The following is a 16991-nucleotide window of genomic DNA, read 5'->3' as shown; positions in this document are numbered from 1 at the left end:
GGGTTTTGTGCTCGACGGAAAACTGTGGGAGCGGAGCTTGCCCGCGAAGGCAATAGCACGGGCAAGGACGCTCTCACGATAAAAACACCTATCTCCTTCCCTTGGGCCAACACTCTTGAACACTCCCAGCACCTACTCCCCCGATCTCGCGGTCCCCGCCGACAAGCGTGTGTTCGGCGCGCGCGATCTGTTCTCCCTGTGGTTTTCCCTCGGCATCGGCCTGATGGTCCTGCAAACCGGTGCCTTGCTGGCACCGGGCCTGGGCCTGTCCGGTTCGTTGCTGGCGATCCTCCTCGGCACCGTGGTCGGTGTCCTGCTGCTGGCCGCCGTCGGCGTGATCGGCAGCGACACCGGCCTTGCCTCCATGGCCGCGCTGAAACTCAGCCTCGGCCAGTACGGCGCCAGCCTGCCGGCGCTGCTCAACCTGCTGCAACTGGTGGGTTGGGGCGCGTTCGAAATCATCGTCATGCGCGATGCGGCGAGCCTGTTGGGCGCCCGGGCGTTCAGCGAGGGCAGCCTGTTGGCCAACCCGCTGCTCTGGACCCTGGTGTTCGGCGCGCTGGCGACCCTGCTGGCGGTCAGCGGTCCACTGACCTTCGTGCGCAAGATCCTGCGCAAGTGGGGCATCTGGCTGCTGCTGGCGGCCTGCCTGTGGCTGACCTGGAACCTCTTCGCCAAGGCCGACCTGGCGGCGCTGTGGGCGCAGGGCGGTGATGGCTCGATGCCGTTTGCCGTGGGCTTCGATATCGCCATTGCCATGCCGCTGTCCTGGTTGCCGCTGATCGCCGACTACTCGCGTTTCGGCAAGCGCGCGAAAAGCGTGTTCGGCGGCACGGCGTTGGGCTTTCTGATCGGCAACTTCTGGCTGATGAGCCTGGGCGTGGCCTACACCCTGGCATTCGCTCCCAGCGGTGAAACCAATGCCTTGCTGCTGGCCCTGGCCGGTGCCGGGTTGGGGATCCCGCTGTTGCTGATCCTGCTCGACGAGTCGGAAAACGCCTTTGCCGATATCCACTCGGCGGCGGTCTCCAGCGGCATCCTGCTGCGCTGGAAGGTCGAGCACCTGGCCCTGGCCATCGGTGTGCTTTGCACCCTCATCGCCTGCTTCGCACCCTTGGCGCAATACCAGAACTTCCTGTTGCTGATCGGTTCGGTGTTCGCGCCGCTGTTCGGCGTGGTGCTGGTGGATCACTTCATCCTGCGTGGACGCAGTGCGGCGGGCGCCTCGTCGCTGTTGCGCTGGCCGGCACTGCTGGCCTGGTTGGGCGGTGTGTCGACCTACCACCTGCTGGCCAATTTCCATCCGGAGCTGGGCGCAACCCTGCCGTCACTGGTGGTGGCAGGGCTGCTGCAAGGCTTGCTCGGTCGTGCATTCAACGTCGGGCGGGGAACAGCTCGGGCTTGAGCACGCCGTTGAGGCGCTGGTAGGGAATGCTCATTTCGATCAGGCCCATGGCGTAGGGGGCGATGGTCGTCACGTTGTACTTGAGGATCACGCCGTCGCTGGCCAGGGTGACGTTCGGGGTTTGCCGGAAGGGCCAGGACGCAATGAAGTCCTGGTCCAGCCGGTTGTTGATCTGCCAGTTGTTATGGGCGACCTTGGCCAGCTTCCAGAATGTCTCTTCCTGGCCGGGCAGCAGCATGTCCTGCAAGCTCAGGGCCTTGTGATCCTGACGCGACCAGGTGAGGAAGCCGCGCCCCGGCATGCCGTGCTCGGCACCATCGTCCAGGTAGCTGGCGAGTTCGACGATCACCAAGCCGTCATGCTGCTCACGTACCTTGGCCTCCAAGTAGCTGCTGTGGCCGCTTTCGGCGGTGGCGAGGAATTGTTCCCGATAGAGCTTGAGCGAAGTCGGCAGCGGCGCCTCGGGCGAGGTCCGGCCCATCTGCAGCAACGCCCGCTCCACCGCTGCGTCCAGTTGCGGCTCATCGGGGAAATGCACGGTATTGATATTCACCAGCGGGCAGTCCGGATTGCTGCAGCCCGGCTTGACCTGTTCGGAAGCGTCGCTCTTGACGCTCAGCGGGGTCTTCAGGCTTGGCTGGAACAGGCTCTGGCAGGCGCCCAGGGTCAGGGCGATGAGCGTCAGCGCGGCGATTTTAAAAAACGACATGGGTGTCCTTCGTCAGCGAAAGAAAGGTCAAGTGATCGTGCTTCGACTGTCAGCGGCGTACTCGGTTCGCCACTACGCTAATTAGAGTAGGTTTCAGGGGCGCCCGTCTATCCCGGCGAGGGGAAAGGGCTGCATCATGGCACTTCGGCGCGTTAGGATGGCGCGAAGTCGAGGGAAAGCCTCGCCGCTATCACAATGGGGAACATGATGACGGACAGTACCAGGACCAGCCCGACCACGGTCGAGGTCATCCTCCGGGAGAACTGCTTCAAGGGCTTCTATCGGCTCGATCGCCTGCACCTGCGCCATGAACTGTTTGACGGCGGCATGGGCAATACGATCAATCGCGAAGTCTTTGTCCGGCACGATGCCGTGTGTGTCCTGCCCTACGATGCCCGGCGCGATGAAGTGCTGCTGCTGGAGCAGTTCCGGGTCGGCGCCATGGGCAAGGCGGAGAATCCCTGGATGATCGAGCTGGTCGCCGGTCTGATCGACAAGGACGAACAACCGGAAGAGGTTGCCCACCGCGAGGCACAGGAGGAAGCTGACCTGAACCTGACGGCCCTGTGGCCGATCTCCCGGTACTTTCCGTCGCCGGGGGGCAGCAACGAATTGGTGCATCTGTACCTGGGGCGTTGCGACACCCAAGGGGCTGGCGGCCTGTACGGGTTGCCGGAAGAAAATGAAGATATCCGTGCCACGGTCTGGGCGTTCGAAGACGCCCTGCAAGCCGTGCGCGATGGGCGAATTGCCAACGCGGCGTCGATCATTGCCTTGCAATGGCTGGCATTGAACCGCGCTGAAGTGAGGGGGCTATGGTCGTAAGTCTGTTGCGCGAACGTTATCGGGTTGACCTGGTGGGGCTGCAAGCGGCCTGCGAGGCCAACTATGCGCGCCTCATGCGGTTGCTGCCGCAGATGCGCGAGCAGCAGCGCGCGCGGCGCATTGCCATGACCCAGGGCGAGCAGATGCTCGGCGTGCTGGCGCTGGAGGTGTTGCAGGACAATCCCTACACCACCACCTTGCTGGTGCGCCAGGAACACAGCCTGCCGTGGTTGCCGGTGCCGCAGTTGCAGGTACAGGTCTACCACGACGCGCGCATGGCCGAGGTGATCAGTGCCGAACATGCCCGGCGTTTTCGTAGTATCTATCCGTATCCGAACTCGGCCATGCACCAGCCGGACGAAAAAGCCCAGCTCAATGTGTTTCTCGGGGAGTGGCTGAGTCATTGCCTGGCCTGCGGCCATGAGTTCGAGGCGATTCGCTAGGTTGTATCCGGTTAAATGTGAAGTGTGTCCGTTTCACCCATTTCCTCTTTGCCGATTCCCCGACCATAATTGCCTGCGGCGCGCTTTCCGAGCGAAGCGTGCAGAACGACCCCTCAGCATTTTGCAGGAGAGCCTCTTGCCGAGCGAATCCATTCAGTCGACCCCCGCGGACGCCGTGTTGCTGGTGCAACTGTCCGACAGCCACCTGTTTGCCGAGGCGGACGGCACGTTGCTGGGCATGAATACCCGGGACAGCCTGCAACGGGTGATCGATTGCGTGCTGGCGGAGCAGCCCGCTGTCGACCTGCTGCTGGCCACGGGTGACCTGTCCCAGGACGGTACGGTGGCGTCCTATCGGCAGTTCCGTGAGTTGAGCGAGGCGATCGACGCACCGGCGCGCTGGCTGCCCGGCAATCACGACGAGTTGCGGGAAATGGCCGAGGCCGCTCACCACAGCGATCTGCTCGAGCCGGTGGTGGATATCGGCAACTGGCGGATTACCCTGCTGGATTCCGCCGTACCGGGCTCGGTCCCCGGCTATCTGCAGGACGAACAGCTGCAGTTGCTCGCGCAAGCCCTGAGCGAAGCGCCGCAGCGCCATCACCTGGTGTGTTTCCACCATCATCCGATTTCCATCGATTGTGCCTGGATGGAGCCCATCGGCTTGCGCAATCCGGAGGCACTGTTCGCCGTGCTCGACCGCTTTCCCCAGGTTCGCGCGCTGCTCTGGGGGCATATCCACCAGGAACTGGACCGCGAGCGCAACGGCGTACGCCTGCTGGCGTCGCCTTCTACCTGCGTGCAGTTCGCGCCGGGTAGCGAGGATTTCAAGGTCGACGACAAGTCACCGGGCTATCGCTGGCTGCGCCTGCATTCGGACGGACGGCTGGAGACGGCGATTTCCCGGGTCCGCGGCTTCGATTTCGAGGTCGACTACGGCGGCACCGGCTACTGATCACTTCTTCTTAATGGGTAGGAAACGTCTCAGGGCGAGTCAGCGCGCCGGAGTCAGGCTAAACTGCGCGTCTTTGCCTGTGCGGTGCCCGGCTCCTGTGTGCGGGAGCCTGCCAATGGAGAACGCTCACATGTCCGGTTCGATCCTGTATATCCACGGTTTCAACAGCTCGCCGCTGTCGAAGAAGGCCACTCAGTTGATCCAACTGATGGAGCGCCTGGGCCTGGAAGCGCAGCTGCGGGTACCGGCCCTGCATCATCATCCGCGCCAGGCGATACCCCAGCTGGAAGCGGCGATTGCCGAACTCGGTCGTCCACTGCTGGTCGGCAGCTCGCTCGGCGGCTACTATGCGACGTGCCTGGCCGAGCGCCATGGGCTGAAGGCGTTGCTGGTCAACCCGGCGGTGGCGCCGCACCGGATGTTCGACGGCTTCCTCGGCCCCCAGCAGAACCTCTACAGTGGCGAAACCTGGGACCTGACCCTCGATCACGTGACGGCCCTGGCCGAGCTGGAAGTCCCGGCGCCCCAGGACCCGCAACGTTTCCAGGTCTGGCTGCAGACCGCCGACGAAACCCTGGACTATCGCGCCGCCCAGCAGTATTACCGGGCCTGTGCCTTGCGTATCCAGGCCGGCGGCGATCATAGTTTCCAGGGCTTTGCCGAACAATTGCCGGCCTTGCTCAGCTTTGCCGGCATAGGTGCCGATACATACCAGGCGATCGATTTCTCGCAGCTCTGATGCCCTGAGGCGCGGAGCCTGAGAATGACCCCTATTCATAGACGACTGACGACGAGACCCCATGGCCACTCCCAGCGCTAGCTCTTATAACGCAGACGCCATCGAAGTCCTCTCGGGCCTCGACCCGGTGCGCAAACGCCCGGGCATGTACACCGACACCAGTCGGCCGAACCACCTTGCCCAGGAAGTCATCGACAACAGTGTCGACGAAGCCTTGGCCGGGCATGCGAAATCGGTACAGGTGATCCTCCACGCCGACCACTCCCTGGAAGTCTCCGACGACGGTCGCGGCATGCCGGTGGACATTCATCCGGAAGAGGGGGTGTCGGGCGTCGAGCTGATCCTCACCAAGCTCCACGCCGGCGGCAAGTTCTCCAACAAGAACTACCAGTTCTCCGGCGGCCTGCACGGCGTGGGGATTTCCGTGGTCAACGCCTTGTCGACCCAGGTGCGGGTCCGGGTCAAGCGCGACGGCAACGAATACCAGATGACCTTCGCCGATGGCTACAAGGCCACCGAGCTGGAAGTGGTCGGCACCGTCGGCAAGCGCAATACCGGCACCAGCGTGTACTTTGCGCCGGACCCGAAGTATTTCGATTCGCCGAAATTTTCCGTCAGCCGCCTCAAGCACGTGCTCAAGGCCAAGGCGGTACTGTGCCCGGGGCTGCTGGTCAGCTTCGAGGACAAGGCCACCGGCGAGAAGGTCGAATGGCATTACGAAGATGGCCTGCGTTCCTATCTGGTGGATGCGGTCAGTGAATTCGAGCGCCTGCCGGACGAACCTTTCTGCGGCAGCCTCGCCGGTAACAAGGAAGCGGTGGACTGGGCCTTGCTGTGGTTGCCGGAAGGCGGCGACAGCGTCCAGGAAAGCTACGTCAACCTGATCCCCACCGCCCAGGGCGGCACCCACGTCAACGGTTTGCGCCAGGGCTTGCTCGATGCCATGCGCGAGTTCTGCGAATTCCGCAGCCTGCTGCCGCGCGGCGTGAAGTTGGCGCCGGAAGACGTCTGGGAACGGATTGCCTTTGTCCTGTCGATGAAGATGCAGGAGCCGCAGTTCTCCGGCCAGACCAAGGAGCGGCTGTCGTCCCGCGAAGCCGCCGCCTTCGTTTCCGGGGTGGTCAAGGACGCCTTCAGCCTGTGGCTCAACGCCAACCCCGAGCTGGGCATGCAACTGGCGGAACTGGCGATCAACAACGCCGGCCGCCGCCTGAAGGCCAGCAAGAAGGTCGAGCGCAAACGCGTTACCCAAGGGCCGGCGCTGCCGGGCAAGCTGGCCGACTGTGCCGGGCAGGACCCGATGCGTGCCGAGCTGTTCCTGGTGGAAGGTGATTCCGCCGGCGGTTCGGCCAAGCAGGCGCGGGACAAGGAGTTCCAGGCGATCCTGCCGTTGCGCGGGAAGATCCTCAATACCTGGGAAGTCGACGGCAGCGAAGTGCTCGCCAGCCAGGAAGTGCACAACATCGCCGTGGCCATCGGTGTCGATCCGGGCGCGGCGGACATCAGCCAGCTGCGCTACGGCAAGATCTGCATCCTCGCCGACGCCGACTCCGACGGCCTGCACATCGCGACCCTGCTCTGCGCCCTGTTCGTCCAGCATTTCCGCCCGCTGGTGGATGCCGGACACGTCTATGTGGCGATGCCGCCGCTGTACCGTATCGACCTGGGCAAGGAAATCTACTACGCCCTCGACGAAGGCGAGCGTGACGGTATTCTCGATCGCCTGGTGGCGGAGAAGAAGCGCGGCAAACCCCAGGTCACCCGATTCAAGGGCCTGGGTGAGATGAACCCGCCGCAACTGCGGGAAACCACCATGGATCCGAATACCCGGCGCCTGGTGCAGTTGACCCTGGATGATTTCGAAGCCACTTCGGAAATGATGGATATGCTTTTGGCGAAGAAACGTGCCGGCGACCGCAAGACCTGGCTGGAATCCAAGGGCGACCTGGCCGAGGTCCTGACCTGATGCGCGGCTGTCCCGGCGGCGAACCACGGCTGCCGGGCCCGCGCCTGTTGAACACCCCCGAATTCACCAGCGCGGCGCTATCACCGCCGCGCCAGACAACGAACTGATGAGGCCCGCATGAGCGACTCCCTTGATCTCAGCCTGGATGGCGTAGAACGCCGGTCATTGGCTGACTTCACCGAACAGGCCTACCTCAACTACTCCATGTACGTGATCATGGACCGTGCGCTGCCCCATATCGGCGACGGCCTGAAGCCGGTACAGCGGCGTATTGTCTACGCCATGAGTGAGCTGGGGCTGGATGCCGACGCCAAGCACAAGAAGTCCGCGCGTACCGTCGGTGACGTGCTCGGCAAGTTCCACCCCCACGGCGATTCCGCCTGCTACGAAGCCATGGTGCTGATGGCCCAGCCGTTCAGCTACCGCTATACCCTGGTGGACGGCCAGGGTAACTGGGGGGCGCCGGACGATCCGAAGTCCTTCGCGGCCATGCGCTACACCGAATCGCGCTTGTCGCGTTACTCCGAAGTGCTGCTCAGCGAACTGGGCCAGGGCACCGCGGACTGGGTGCCGAACTTCGACGGCACCCTCGATGAACCGGCGGTGTTGCCGGCGCGTTTGCCGAATATCCTGCTCAACGGCACCACTGGTATCGCCGTGGGCATGGCCACCGACGTGCCGCCGCACAACCTGCGGGAAGTGGCCAACGCCTGTGTGCACCTGCTCGATGAGCCCAACGCCAGCGTCGAGGACCTGTGCAAGTTCATCCCTGGCCCGGATTACCCGACCGAAGCGGAAATCATCACCCCGCAAGCCGACCTGCTGAAAATCTACGAAACCGGGCGTGGCTCGGTGCGCATGCGCGCGGTCTATCGCATCGAAGACGGCGATATCGTCGTGCATGCCCTGCCGCACCAGGTCTCCGGGGCCAAGGTGCTGGAGCAGATCGCCGCGCAGATGCAGGCCAAGAAGCTGCCGATGGTCGCCGACCTGCGGGATGAATCCGACCACGAGCACCCGTGCCGTATCGTGATCATCCCGCGCTCGAACCGTATCGACCTCGACGAACTGATGCAGCATCTGTTCGCCACCACTGATCTTGAGTCCAGCTACCGGGTCAACATCAACATCATCGGCCTCGACGGCAAGCCGCAGTTGAAGAACCTGCGCGCCTTGCTGGTGGAGTGGTTGTCGTTCCGCGTCAACACCGTGCGCCGGCGCCTGAAGTTCCGCCTGGACAAGGTCGAGAAGCGCCTGCACCTGTTGGACGGCTTGCTGATCGCCTACCTCAACCTGGATGAAGTGATTCATATCATCCGCACCGCGGAGCACCCGCGGGCCGAGTTGATCGCGCGTTTCGACCTCAGCGAGATCCAGGCCGACTACATCCTCGACACCCGCTTGCGTCAGCTGGCGCGCCTGGAAGAGATGAAGTTGCGCAACGAGCAGGATGAGCTGCTCAAGGAACAGGCCAAGCTGCAAGCGCTGCTGGCCAGCGAAGCCAAGTTGAAGAAGCTGGTCCGCACTGAACTGGTGGCCGATGCGCAAACCTACGGCGACGACCGTCGTTCGCCGATTGTTGCCCGTAGCGAAGCCAAGGCCCTGTCGGAAAACGAGCTGATGCCGACTGAGCCGGTAACGGTCGTTTTGTCGGAAAAAGGTTGGGTTCGCTGTGCAAAAGGCCATGATATTGATGCCACGGGCCTTTCCTACAAGGCCGGTGATGGCTTCAAGACCTCGGCGGCGGGGCGCTCCAACCAGTTCGCGGTGTTTATCGACTCCACCGGGCGCAGCTACTCGGTGGCGGCCCATACCTTGCCTTCGGCCCGTGGCCAGGGCGAGCCGCTGACCGGTCGTCTGACGCCGCCGCCAGGGGCCAGCTTCGAATGCGTGCTGCTGCCTGAAGACGAGGCCTTGTATGTCATCGCTTCCGATGCCGGGTATGGTTTCGTGGTCAAGGGTGAAGACCTGCAGGCCAAGAACAAGGCGGGCAAGACCCTGCTGAGTCTGCCCAACGGCTCCAAGGTGATGCCACCCAAGTCGGTGGCCGACCGTGAGCAGAACTGGCTGGCGGCGGTGACCACCGAAGGCCGGCTGCTGATCTTCAAGGTCAGCGACCTGCCGCAACTGGGCAAGGGCAAGGGCAACAAGATCATCGGCATTCCCGGTGAGCGCGTGGCCAGCCGCGAGGAATACGTCACTGACCTGGCGGTGATCCCGGACGGTGCGACCCTGGTGTTGCAGGCGGGCAAGCGTACCTTGTCGCTCAAGGCCGATGACCTGGAGCACTACAAGGGCGAGCGTGGCCGGCGTGGCAACAAGCTGCCACGGGGCTTCCAGCGGGTTGACGCGTTGTTGGTAGAAGGCCTCGGTTAAAGCGGTTTAGAGCGTTCGTCCAGCGTTTTAGCAGGAAGAACGCTACCGTGGCACTGGAGTCATGGCGCATATTCACGGATGATATGCGCCACTTGCGGCACCCGCGTGGCGGCGTGCCCAAACGAATTTTTGGATCAGACTGTGGCAGGGCCTTATGGCGGCCACCTGGATGGGATGATGACTGTTCTGCGCCTTCCTTTTATTCTGCTGCTGACGGGCCTGCTCGGCCTGGCCGGCTGCAGCGTGCACCAGCCGGTGTCCTTGTATCAGCTGGACAGCGGCACGCCGGGCCAGCCTCAGCAGAGCTCGGGGATGTCGGTGGTGCTCGGGCCGATTTCCCTGGCCGATTACCTGCAACGCGAAACCCTGCTGCAGCGCCAACCTGATGGCAGCCTGACCGCGGCGACCGACGGTCGCTGGGCTGGCAGCCTGTCGTCCGATATCAATCAGTTGCTGGTTCGCCAGCTGGCCTGGCGCCTGGACAGCCAGCGCGTGGTCCTGGCCCCGGCGATTGCCGGGAGCACCCCGGATGTGCAGGTGTTGTTGTCGATTACCCGACTGGATTCCGGCACCCATCAACCGGCGATTCTCGACGCGCAGTGGCGTTTGCTCGACCGTCGTGGGCAGGTACGGGATAACCGCATCGTCCACTTGGAACAGCAGCACACCGGCACCTCGGCGGCACAGGTCCAGGCCCAGGGCGAGCTGTTGCAGCGCCTGGCCGAGCAACTGAGCGTGGCGCTCAAGCCATTGGCCAATCAAGCGCCGCTGGTTGAAAACCGCAAGGCGGCGGCTCCGGCACCGGCCAAACAGGCCGGGCCGGAGAAGCCGAAGATCCCGATGGCTTCGCCGATTCGTACGGATATGGAAGTGTTTCGCTTCTGATTCGACACTTGGTCAGAGCCTCCGCGCCTGGCTGTCAGTGCCAGCCGCCCTCGCTACCAGTAGTCCGGTTTGATGATGGCGGGTTTCTTTGGTAGCGGGACTTTTGGCGGTAGCTGACAAGCCGTTAATTCAGTATCGCTTATAGATCGGCGTATCCAGTGCGAATGGAGTTTGAGTGATCCGGGGGCTTCCCGGGCCAACTCACCATTCTCGCTCCTGTGGGGCACGATCACTCCCAGCGCGAGCTGTGCAAAATCTGTTCTGATGGCGGCTAACGCTGGCGCGAGATCGGTATCTCCTGACACTAGAACGATTTGTCCGATTTGTAGCGGCTCTGCTTGGCAGGCCGCTCGATACATGCCCAGTGCCAGGTTCACATCCGTCTCTTTTTCCTCAAGCTGCCAGATAGCCACTTGGTCAGAGCGTGACGCTTTTTGTCCTTTGACGAATCTGGGGGCGAACCCTCTGGCAAGGCGATGATTACCGAGTACGACCGTGACCCCTTTTGTTTGCAGTGCTCGGATATAGCGGCTTTGAGCGTCATTGGATGCCTGGCCACGGGTTGCCAGTCGAGCAATGACAGGAGAGGTATAGTAATGAACCGACGCCGTTTCACAGGCCGGGTTCTGAGCCTGCAGAATGTGGGAGAGGATGGCCGGCAGGTCCAGCCACTTATAGGGCGAGCCGTGAAGAGCTCCGTAGTAGAGGTTGTACCCGTCTACGAAAAAAGCGGTACGCACAAATTCAGATCCTTGAAAACGAAAAAACCGGCTATTGGGCCGGTTTTTTCACCTGAGGCTGAGGCTGAACTTAATCGGCCCGCCAGAGGTTGAGTCGTGCGCTCAGACTACTCATTTTCAAGCAGTGGAGCAACAGCGCTTGAATCCAGGAGTGATTCAAGTTTTTTCACTGCGTCTTGGCCCGCGTCTCGTGCATCCGCGCCAGTTGCCGTTCCAGCATCGACGGATACGGCTCCATCAAGCGTTCCACGCAGCAGGCACCCTCGGGGCTGGCAATCGGCCGAATACGCGCACGCTGGCGAATCAGCGGGTCATCGCTGATGCGTCGTTCCACCAGCAGCAGGTTGCGGCTGTGTTGCGACAGCGCCAGGGCGTCCTGGGCGGTTTCCGTCAGCAGCAGGTCGATCTGGCTCAGGCCGAACAACTCATCGCCCAACGTAAGACCCAGCTGCAGTTGCAAGGTAATGCCACTGTCGGCCACCTCGATCTGCAACTGATGGCCCAGGGCCCGGAGCAGCTCGCCACAGCAGATGGCGTTGGTCAGGTAGTCATCACCGCTGTCTTCGGTGTGGAAGAGCATCAGGGTGCTGCCGTCGTTCAGCGTGTGCAGATCGCTCTCATACAACGAGGCGGCTTGGTCCAGGCAGTCGCGGTAACGGTCCAGCAGTTCCGTCAGGCGCGCGCGTGGCAGGCGCCGCAACTGGTCCTGGGCACCCAGCTGTACCGCCAGCACCGCGCTGTGCTGTGGCTGGCTCGGTGCTACCGGCTGTGGCTTCACTGCCGCGCCGCTCGCGGGCCGTGGGCTTTCCCGCAGGTCGGCGAACGGGTCTTCGTCGTCGTCCAGTTCGTCTTCCACGTTGCTGACAATATGCCGCGGAGCCGGCTTGGGTGTCGGCGCCGCCGCGGTCTCGTCGAAGCTCGGGTCGCGCAGGTTGCGGACCTGGAACGCCGGCTCGACGTCCTCTTCTTCCTCGACGTAGTCATTCTCGTCGTAGTCGATTTCCGGCTCCGGCTCGGGCTCCGGTTTGACCGGGGCGAAGCGCGAATGCAACTGGCGCGCGAGATCGCCGATTTCATCCTGGCGCTGGGTCGCCGGGGTGTGTTCGTCCATGTCCCGCAGCCAGACCCGCAATTGCAGCAGCGGCGTGGAGATATGCCGGCCCAGGCGCAGGCTCAAGGCCAGGGCCAAGGCCAGCAGGATCGCACTGAGAATGCCCATGCTTTGCAGGCTGATGGTCATCGGCTGTTGGAATTGCGCCATGTCCAGGCTGATGCGCAGATGCCCGGCGGTCACGTCCTGGAAGGTGATCTTGGTCTGGTACAACCCTTCGGCTTCACCCAGCAGGCCGTTTTTCGGACGCTGGCCGGCTTCGGCGAGGATGCGGTTATCCACGCTGTAGATAGCCGCGTGGGCCACCAGCGGGTTCTTCGTCAGGTTGTTCAGCAGCACGTTGAGGCTGAGGATGTCGTTGGACACCAGCAGTTCCGTGGCAGAGGTGGCCGTCTGGGTGGTCAGGCTCTGGCCGAGGGCATCGGCCTGCTGGTGCATGGCTTCCTTGAACTGCAATCCCATCACGCAGGCGTAGATGACCAGCGCCAGCGCGACGAGGATCACGTTGTGGCTGGCGATGCGCAAGGCGAGCGGTACACGGCGGTGACGCAAGGCCCGGAAGATCAGCAGGAAGAAGTTATCGGTTTTGACTGGCGTGGGCCGGTTCACTGAGCGCGGCTCTTTTGTCCGTGAAGTTGACGCGCAGTATAGCGAGAGGCCCTAGACCGGCAAAGCGCTGGCTGTGCCCGATGGTCAGTGAAAGTGGGTAGAATGCGTTTTTTTTAACGAGCGGGGGTGCGCTTTGCGCGAAATCGTCCTGATCAGCATCACCGGAGAGGACCGTCCGGGTCTGACCGCAGCCATTACTGGCGTGCTGGCACAAGGTGCTGTGAACATTCTCGATATCCGCCAGGCGGCTATCCACGGCAGTCTGGCGTTCGGCATCCTGGTCGAGTTTGCGGACGCCGCGCGGGCCGCGTCGATACACCTGGACATTGAGGCCAGCCTTCCCGGGCGCGCGCAGCAGGTGCGTTTCAGTCGGTTTTCCGAGGCTGAGCATCAGGACTGGTTGGCGACATCGGGCGGCAAGCGCCATGTCGCGACCCTGATGAGCCGCCAGGTCACCGCCGAGCAGTTGCAGCGGGTGATTGCGATCACGGCGCGCCACGGTCTGGAAGTCGAGCGGATCGACCGTTTGTCGGCGCACACGCCGTCCGCCGCACCATCGGCCCTGAGCAAGAGCTGCTTCGAAGTCTCTCTGAACGGCGAACTGACCGATCCGCAGGCCTTGCGCCGCGAGTTCCTGAACGCGGCCCAGGAGCTGAATGCCGATATCGCCCTCCAGGAAGACTCGCTGTTCCGTCGCCACCGTCGCCTGGCGGTGTTCGACATGGACTCGACCCTGATCGAGGCCGAAGTGATCGACGAACTGGCCAAGGCGGCCGGCGTGGGCGAGCTGGTCTCGGCCATCACCGAGCGGGCCATGGCCGGCGAGCTGGATTTTCGCGCCAGCTTCAAGGAGCGCCTGGCGCTGCTCAAGGGCCTCGACGTCAGTGTGCTGGACGCCATCGGCGCCTCGCTGCGCCTGACCGAAGGCGCCGAAGTGCTGTTCGCCGAGTTGAAGCGCCTGGGCTACAAGACCGCAATCCTGTCGGGGGGCTTCACCTATTTCGCCAGGCAATTGCAGGCGAAGCTGGGTATCGATTATGTCTTCGCCAACGAGCTGGAAGTGGTGGACGGCAAATGCACGGGCGTGGCCATCGAGCCGATTGTCGATGCCCAGCGCAAGGCCGATCTGCTGCGTGAGCTGGCCGAGAAGGAAGGCCTGAGCCTGGAGCAGACCATCGCGGTCGGTGACGGCGCCAATGACCTGCCGATGCTGGCGATTGCCGGATTGGGCGTGGCGTTCCGCGCCAAGCCGCTGGTCAGGCATTCGGCCAAACAGGCGATCTCGACACTGGGCTTGGATGGGGTGTTGTATCTGCTGGGCGTGCGGGATCGCTGAAGCCGGCTACAGGATTTTCCACAGCGAGCCGAAGTCGTCTTCGGCAACGCCCAGGCCACCGGCACTCGGATCGGTCTTGGGTGTCACCGGCTGTTCGAGCAGGCGGTACTCGAACTGATTGAAGCTGCCGGTGCTGGCCAGACGCTTGTTCAGCCCGGCCCGGCGTTCTTCACCGTTGCTGTTGATGATCACCTTGTGTCCTTCCTGGAACGGCAGGCGTGGCGCCAGCAGCGTGGCCGGTACGCCGATGGCGCTGATTTCCGGCAATAGCAGGGCCCGCAGGTACTGACTGTGGCCTTCGCCGCCGCGCAACAGTTGCAGGCCGCAAGGCTGGGCATGGGGCGCCACCAGCTCGATGCCCATCTGCGTGCCGCCGCTGCGCACCTGGCGGATCCAGCGCACCACGGCGACACTCCAGCCCTGGCTTGAGGGGTCCTGGACCCCGACCATTTCCCCTGCCTGCAATTGCGCGGGTACTTCCTTGGGCCAGGCCAGGCAGTAGCCGCCGGGGCTGTGGTTGATGATCTGCAGGCCATGGGTCGGGAAATCTTCGGCGCTATTGAAAGCGGCCTGGCTGCTGTCGGCATCACTGACGTGATACTGGATTTCCTCGTAAGGCAGCAGGGTGTCGGCGCTGCCGGCGCGCTGGGCGTCGAAGGCGTGGTTCCAGGCATCCTTTTCCGCGCTGTTGGATAACTGCACGGTGAATTGCGCGGCCTTGCTGGCCGTCGGGATCTTGAGGATATCGCTGAAGGAGCGCTGGCCGCCGAGGTAAAAGTGCAGCGCGCTCATGCCGACACACAGGGTCACGGTGCCCTGGCCCGGGGTGCGCTGGAAGGTCCGTTCGGCGGCTTCGCCCCAGGCGGCGCTGAGGTGTTGCAGTACGTCGAGGCTCAAACCGCTGGGGACTTGCAGGCGCGACTGGCCGCGCAGGTCGGCGGGCAGCGCGAGGTAGTCCTTGATGGCCTCGACCAGGGGCAGCGTGTCGATGCCGATCAGGTTCGGCAGTTGCTCGACCGCGAACAGCGACGTGTAGCGTGGCGGCGCGTCGCTTCCGGGGGCGACGGAGAACAGGCTGGACGCCTGCTCGGCACCTTGCAGCCGGACCTGGGCGCTCCAGGGTTCGAGCACCTCTGCCAGGCGGGCAATGTTGTTCTGGCGCATCTGGTTACTGCGCGCGCACCCCAGCAGCAGGGCGACAATATAGGTATTCTCGACGCTCAGGGGCAGCGGCTGACTGGCCTGTTCGTCGAACACCGGCGTGTTTTGCACTTGATGGGCAAGGGCCACCTGATAGAGCTGGTGCACCTCGAACCAGAGGCCTTCCGGTACCGGGCAATAGAGTTGGCTGGCGCGCACCAGCGGGCCGTTGAGGCAATGCAGCGCCCGTTGCAGGGCGGTGGTCAGCAGGGTGCGGTCCTTGCCACCCTTTGAGGCCACGCGCATGGCGATCTGCTTGTAGCCGATGGCCAGGTGGTTTTGCAGGGCCTGGCAGAGATTGGCGACTTTTCTCGGGCGTTCGTCGAGGACGATGGACTGGTTGAGAAAGTGTCGTTCCAGGTGCTTGCAGACGTAGTACACCTCGGGGCGCAGCAGTTCCAGCAGCTGCAGGCGGTTTTCGCTGGGGGTGAGCAACAGGTTGAGTTCGCCCAGGCCCTGATACAGCAGGCGAGCGGTTTCCCCGAGATTGGCTTTCGGCAGGCCGGCGATCCAGCGCTTGAGGTCGCGCGGTGTCGCATCGCAGAAAGACAGGCTCAACTGCGTAGGCGTCGGTGCGCGCAACAACAGATGGGGACTCGGATTGCTCATGTAGCGGTCCAGCTCCGGCAGCGAAACAACCCGGGCCCACTACAGGCCAGGATGACAAAAAAACGATAGCAAAATAATGCCACACCTCTAGCAGGGCCGCGGGACATTTGCAGCCTTACCGGTCCAATCCGACTGTGACCCGTTGTCCCTGACCTGGTCTTTCGGGCTTGCGAAGGCAGCTCGCAAGCCGTAAAGATCCAGTGTACATCAGGCCTGGACGGGAGCGCCGAGGCCTTGGCCCATGCGCACGGGCGAGCCCGCGACCAGCCCTTCAGTCCATTGTACCTGCTGTGGCCCGAACAGCACGATGGCGGTGGAGCCCAGTTTGAAACGACCCAGTTCGGCGCCTTTTTCCAGATGAATGGGCTGGCGCGCGGCTTCGTCGTAGCGCACGGTTTTCAGTTCGCGCTTGGGCGGTGTGACCAACCCGGCCCAGACGGTTTCGATCGAGGCGACGATCATCGCACCGACCAGGACCACGGCCATCGGCCCGCGCTCGGTATCGAACAGGCAGACCACACGTTCATTACGGGCGAACAGCTCCGGGACGTTTTCCGCCGTGGTCTGGTTGACCGAGAAAATCCGGCCCGGCACGTAGACCATTTCCCGCAGAGTGCCGGCCAGGGGCATATGCACCCGGTGGTAGTCCTTCGGTGACAGATAGATGGTGGCGAAGTCGCCGCCCATGAACGGTGCGGCGGCGACCGCGTCGCCACCGAGCAGTTCCAGCACGCTGTAGCTGTGGCCCTTGGCCTGGAACACCCGGCCGTGTTCGATCGGACCGAGCTGGCTGACCGCACCGTCCGCCGGGCAGAGAATCGCCCCCGGGGTTTCATCCAGCGGCCGCGCGCCGTCTTTCAAGGCGCGGGTGAAGAACGCATTGAAGTGCTCGTAGGCGGTCAGGTCTTCGACCAGCGCCTGGGACATGTCCACCTGATAGCGCTTGGCGAACCAGGCGGTAAAGGCGTTCTTGAACCAGCGCACGCGGCATTCGGCGATGCAGCCGGCCAGGCGCGACAGCAGGTGATGGGGCAGCAGGTACTGGCTGAGGATGAACAAACGCTTTTTCATCAAGAATCCTTG

The 16991-nt window shown here is 63.3% G+C and carries 14 protein-coding genes; 9 read left to right on the top strand and 5 right to left on the bottom strand.

Annotation, left to right across the window (positions count from 1 at the left end; translation table 11 throughout):
* The first annotated feature begins 115 nt into the window (after window positions 1-115).
* Complete coding sequence (gene cytX / locus M5C01_RS06565; RefSeq protein ID WP_152737702.1) at window positions 116-1405, top strand: putative hydroxymethylpyrimidine transporter CytX; 1290 nt, start codon at window positions 116-118, stop codon at window positions 1403-1405.
* On the opposite strand, the gene M5C01_RS06560 is transcribed toward cytX, so the two are convergent.
* On the bottom strand, window positions 1374-2114 hold the full coding sequence (locus M5C01_RS06560) for an RsiV family protein (protein ID WP_103496877.1): 741 nt from the start codon (window positions 2112-2114) through the stop codon (window positions 1374-1376). The two genes, cytX and M5C01_RS06560, sit on opposite strands and share 32 nt — an antisense overlap.
* Before the next feature lie 207 nt (window positions 2115-2321).
* On the opposite strand from M5C01_RS06560, the gene M5C01_RS06555 reads away from it, so the two are divergent.
* From M5C01_RS06555 to M5C01_RS06525, 7 genes are all read left to right on the top strand, one after another.
* Window positions 2322-2939: an NUDIX domain-containing protein gene (locus M5C01_RS06555; RefSeq protein ID WP_103496879.1), complete on the top strand. Its 618-nt coding sequence runs from the start codon at window positions 2322-2324 to the stop codon at window positions 2937-2939.
* Entirely contained in the window at window positions 2930-3382 is a 453-nt protein-coding gene (locus tag M5C01_RS06550; RefSeq protein ID WP_103496876.1) for a DUF1249 domain-containing protein, read from the top strand. The genes M5C01_RS06555 and M5C01_RS06550 overlap by 10 nt, the downstream gene beginning before the upstream one ends.
* A gap of 136 nt (window positions 3383-3518) precedes the next feature.
* Window positions 3519-4337, top strand: a complete 819-nt coding sequence (cpdA, locus tag M5C01_RS06545) for a 3',5'-cyclic-AMP phosphodiesterase (protein ID WP_103496875.1) — start codon at window positions 3519-3521, stop codon at window positions 4335-4337.
* A gap of 130 nt (window positions 4338-4467) precedes the next feature.
* Window positions 4468-5076, top strand: coding sequence for a YqiA/YcfP family alpha/beta fold hydrolase (locus tag M5C01_RS06540; RefSeq protein WP_152737701.1), 609 nt, complete (start codon window positions 4468-4470; stop codon window positions 5074-5076).
* Between the two features lie 61 nt (window positions 5077-5137).
* On the top strand, window positions 5138-7042 hold the full coding sequence (parE, locus tag M5C01_RS06535; RefSeq protein WP_103496873.1) for a DNA topoisomerase IV subunit B: 1905 nt from the start codon (window positions 5138-5140) through the stop codon (window positions 7040-7042).
* 117 nt (window positions 7043-7159) lie between these two features.
* Window positions 7160-9418, top strand: a complete 2259-nt coding sequence (gene parC / locus M5C01_RS06530; RefSeq protein WP_152737700.1) for a DNA topoisomerase IV subunit A — start codon at window positions 7160-7162, stop codon at window positions 9416-9418.
* A gap of 177 nt (window positions 9419-9595) precedes the next feature.
* The gene (locus M5C01_RS06525; RefSeq protein ID WP_177101388.1) at window positions 9596-10303 is read left to right on the top strand and encodes a PqiC family protein; all 708 of its coding nucleotides are present in this window, start codon (window positions 9596-9598) and stop codon (window positions 10301-10303) included.
* Between the two features lie 53 nt (window positions 10304-10356).
* Here M5C01_RS06525 and M5C01_RS06520 read toward each other — a convergent pair whose 3' ends face one another.
* Together M5C01_RS06520 and M5C01_RS06515 are read right to left on the bottom strand one after the other, a co-directional pair.
* Complete coding sequence (locus M5C01_RS06520) at window positions 10357-11043, bottom strand: NYN domain-containing protein (RefSeq protein WP_178129788.1); 687 nt, start codon at window positions 11041-11043, stop codon at window positions 10357-10359.
* A 166-nt stretch (window positions 11044-11209) separates the two neighbouring features.
* Window positions 11210-12763: an AhpA/YtjB family protein gene (locus tag M5C01_RS06515; RefSeq protein ID WP_178129787.1), complete on the bottom strand. Its 1554-nt coding sequence runs from the start codon at window positions 12761-12763 to the stop codon at window positions 11210-11212.
* A gap of 133 nt (window positions 12764-12896) precedes the next feature.
* Between M5C01_RS06515 and serB the strand changes: the two genes are divergently transcribed.
* Window positions 12897-14099, top strand: coding sequence for a phosphoserine phosphatase SerB (gene serB, locus M5C01_RS06510; protein WP_152737699.1), 1203 nt, complete (start codon window positions 12897-12899; stop codon window positions 14097-14099).
* Window positions 14100-14105: 6 nt separating this feature from the next.
* Here the strand turns inward: serB and M5C01_RS06505 are convergent, their stop codons facing one another.
* Together M5C01_RS06505 and asd are read right to left on the bottom strand one after the other, a co-directional pair.
* Window positions 14106-15908 (bottom strand): molecular chaperone, encoded by a 1803-nt coding sequence (locus M5C01_RS06505; RefSeq protein ID WP_103496867.1) that lies wholly within the window; start codon window positions 15906-15908, stop codon window positions 14106-14108.
* Between the two features lie 207 nt (window positions 15909-16115).
* Window positions 16116-16979: an archaetidylserine decarboxylase gene (gene asd / locus M5C01_RS06500; protein ID WP_152737698.1), complete on the bottom strand. Its 864-nt coding sequence runs from the start codon at window positions 16977-16979 to the stop codon at window positions 16116-16118.
* Window positions 16980-16991 lie beyond the last annotated feature (12 nt).

The organism is Pseudomonas sp. MWU12-2319, from assembly GCF_023242525.1.
Classification (GTDB): domain Bacteria; phylum Pseudomonadota; class Gammaproteobacteria; order Pseudomonadales; family Pseudomonadaceae; genus Aquipseudomonas; species Aquipseudomonas gingeri_D.
The sequence above is the reverse complement of the archived record's forward strand: the minus strand, read 5'-3'. Positions and strand labels throughout refer to the sequence as shown.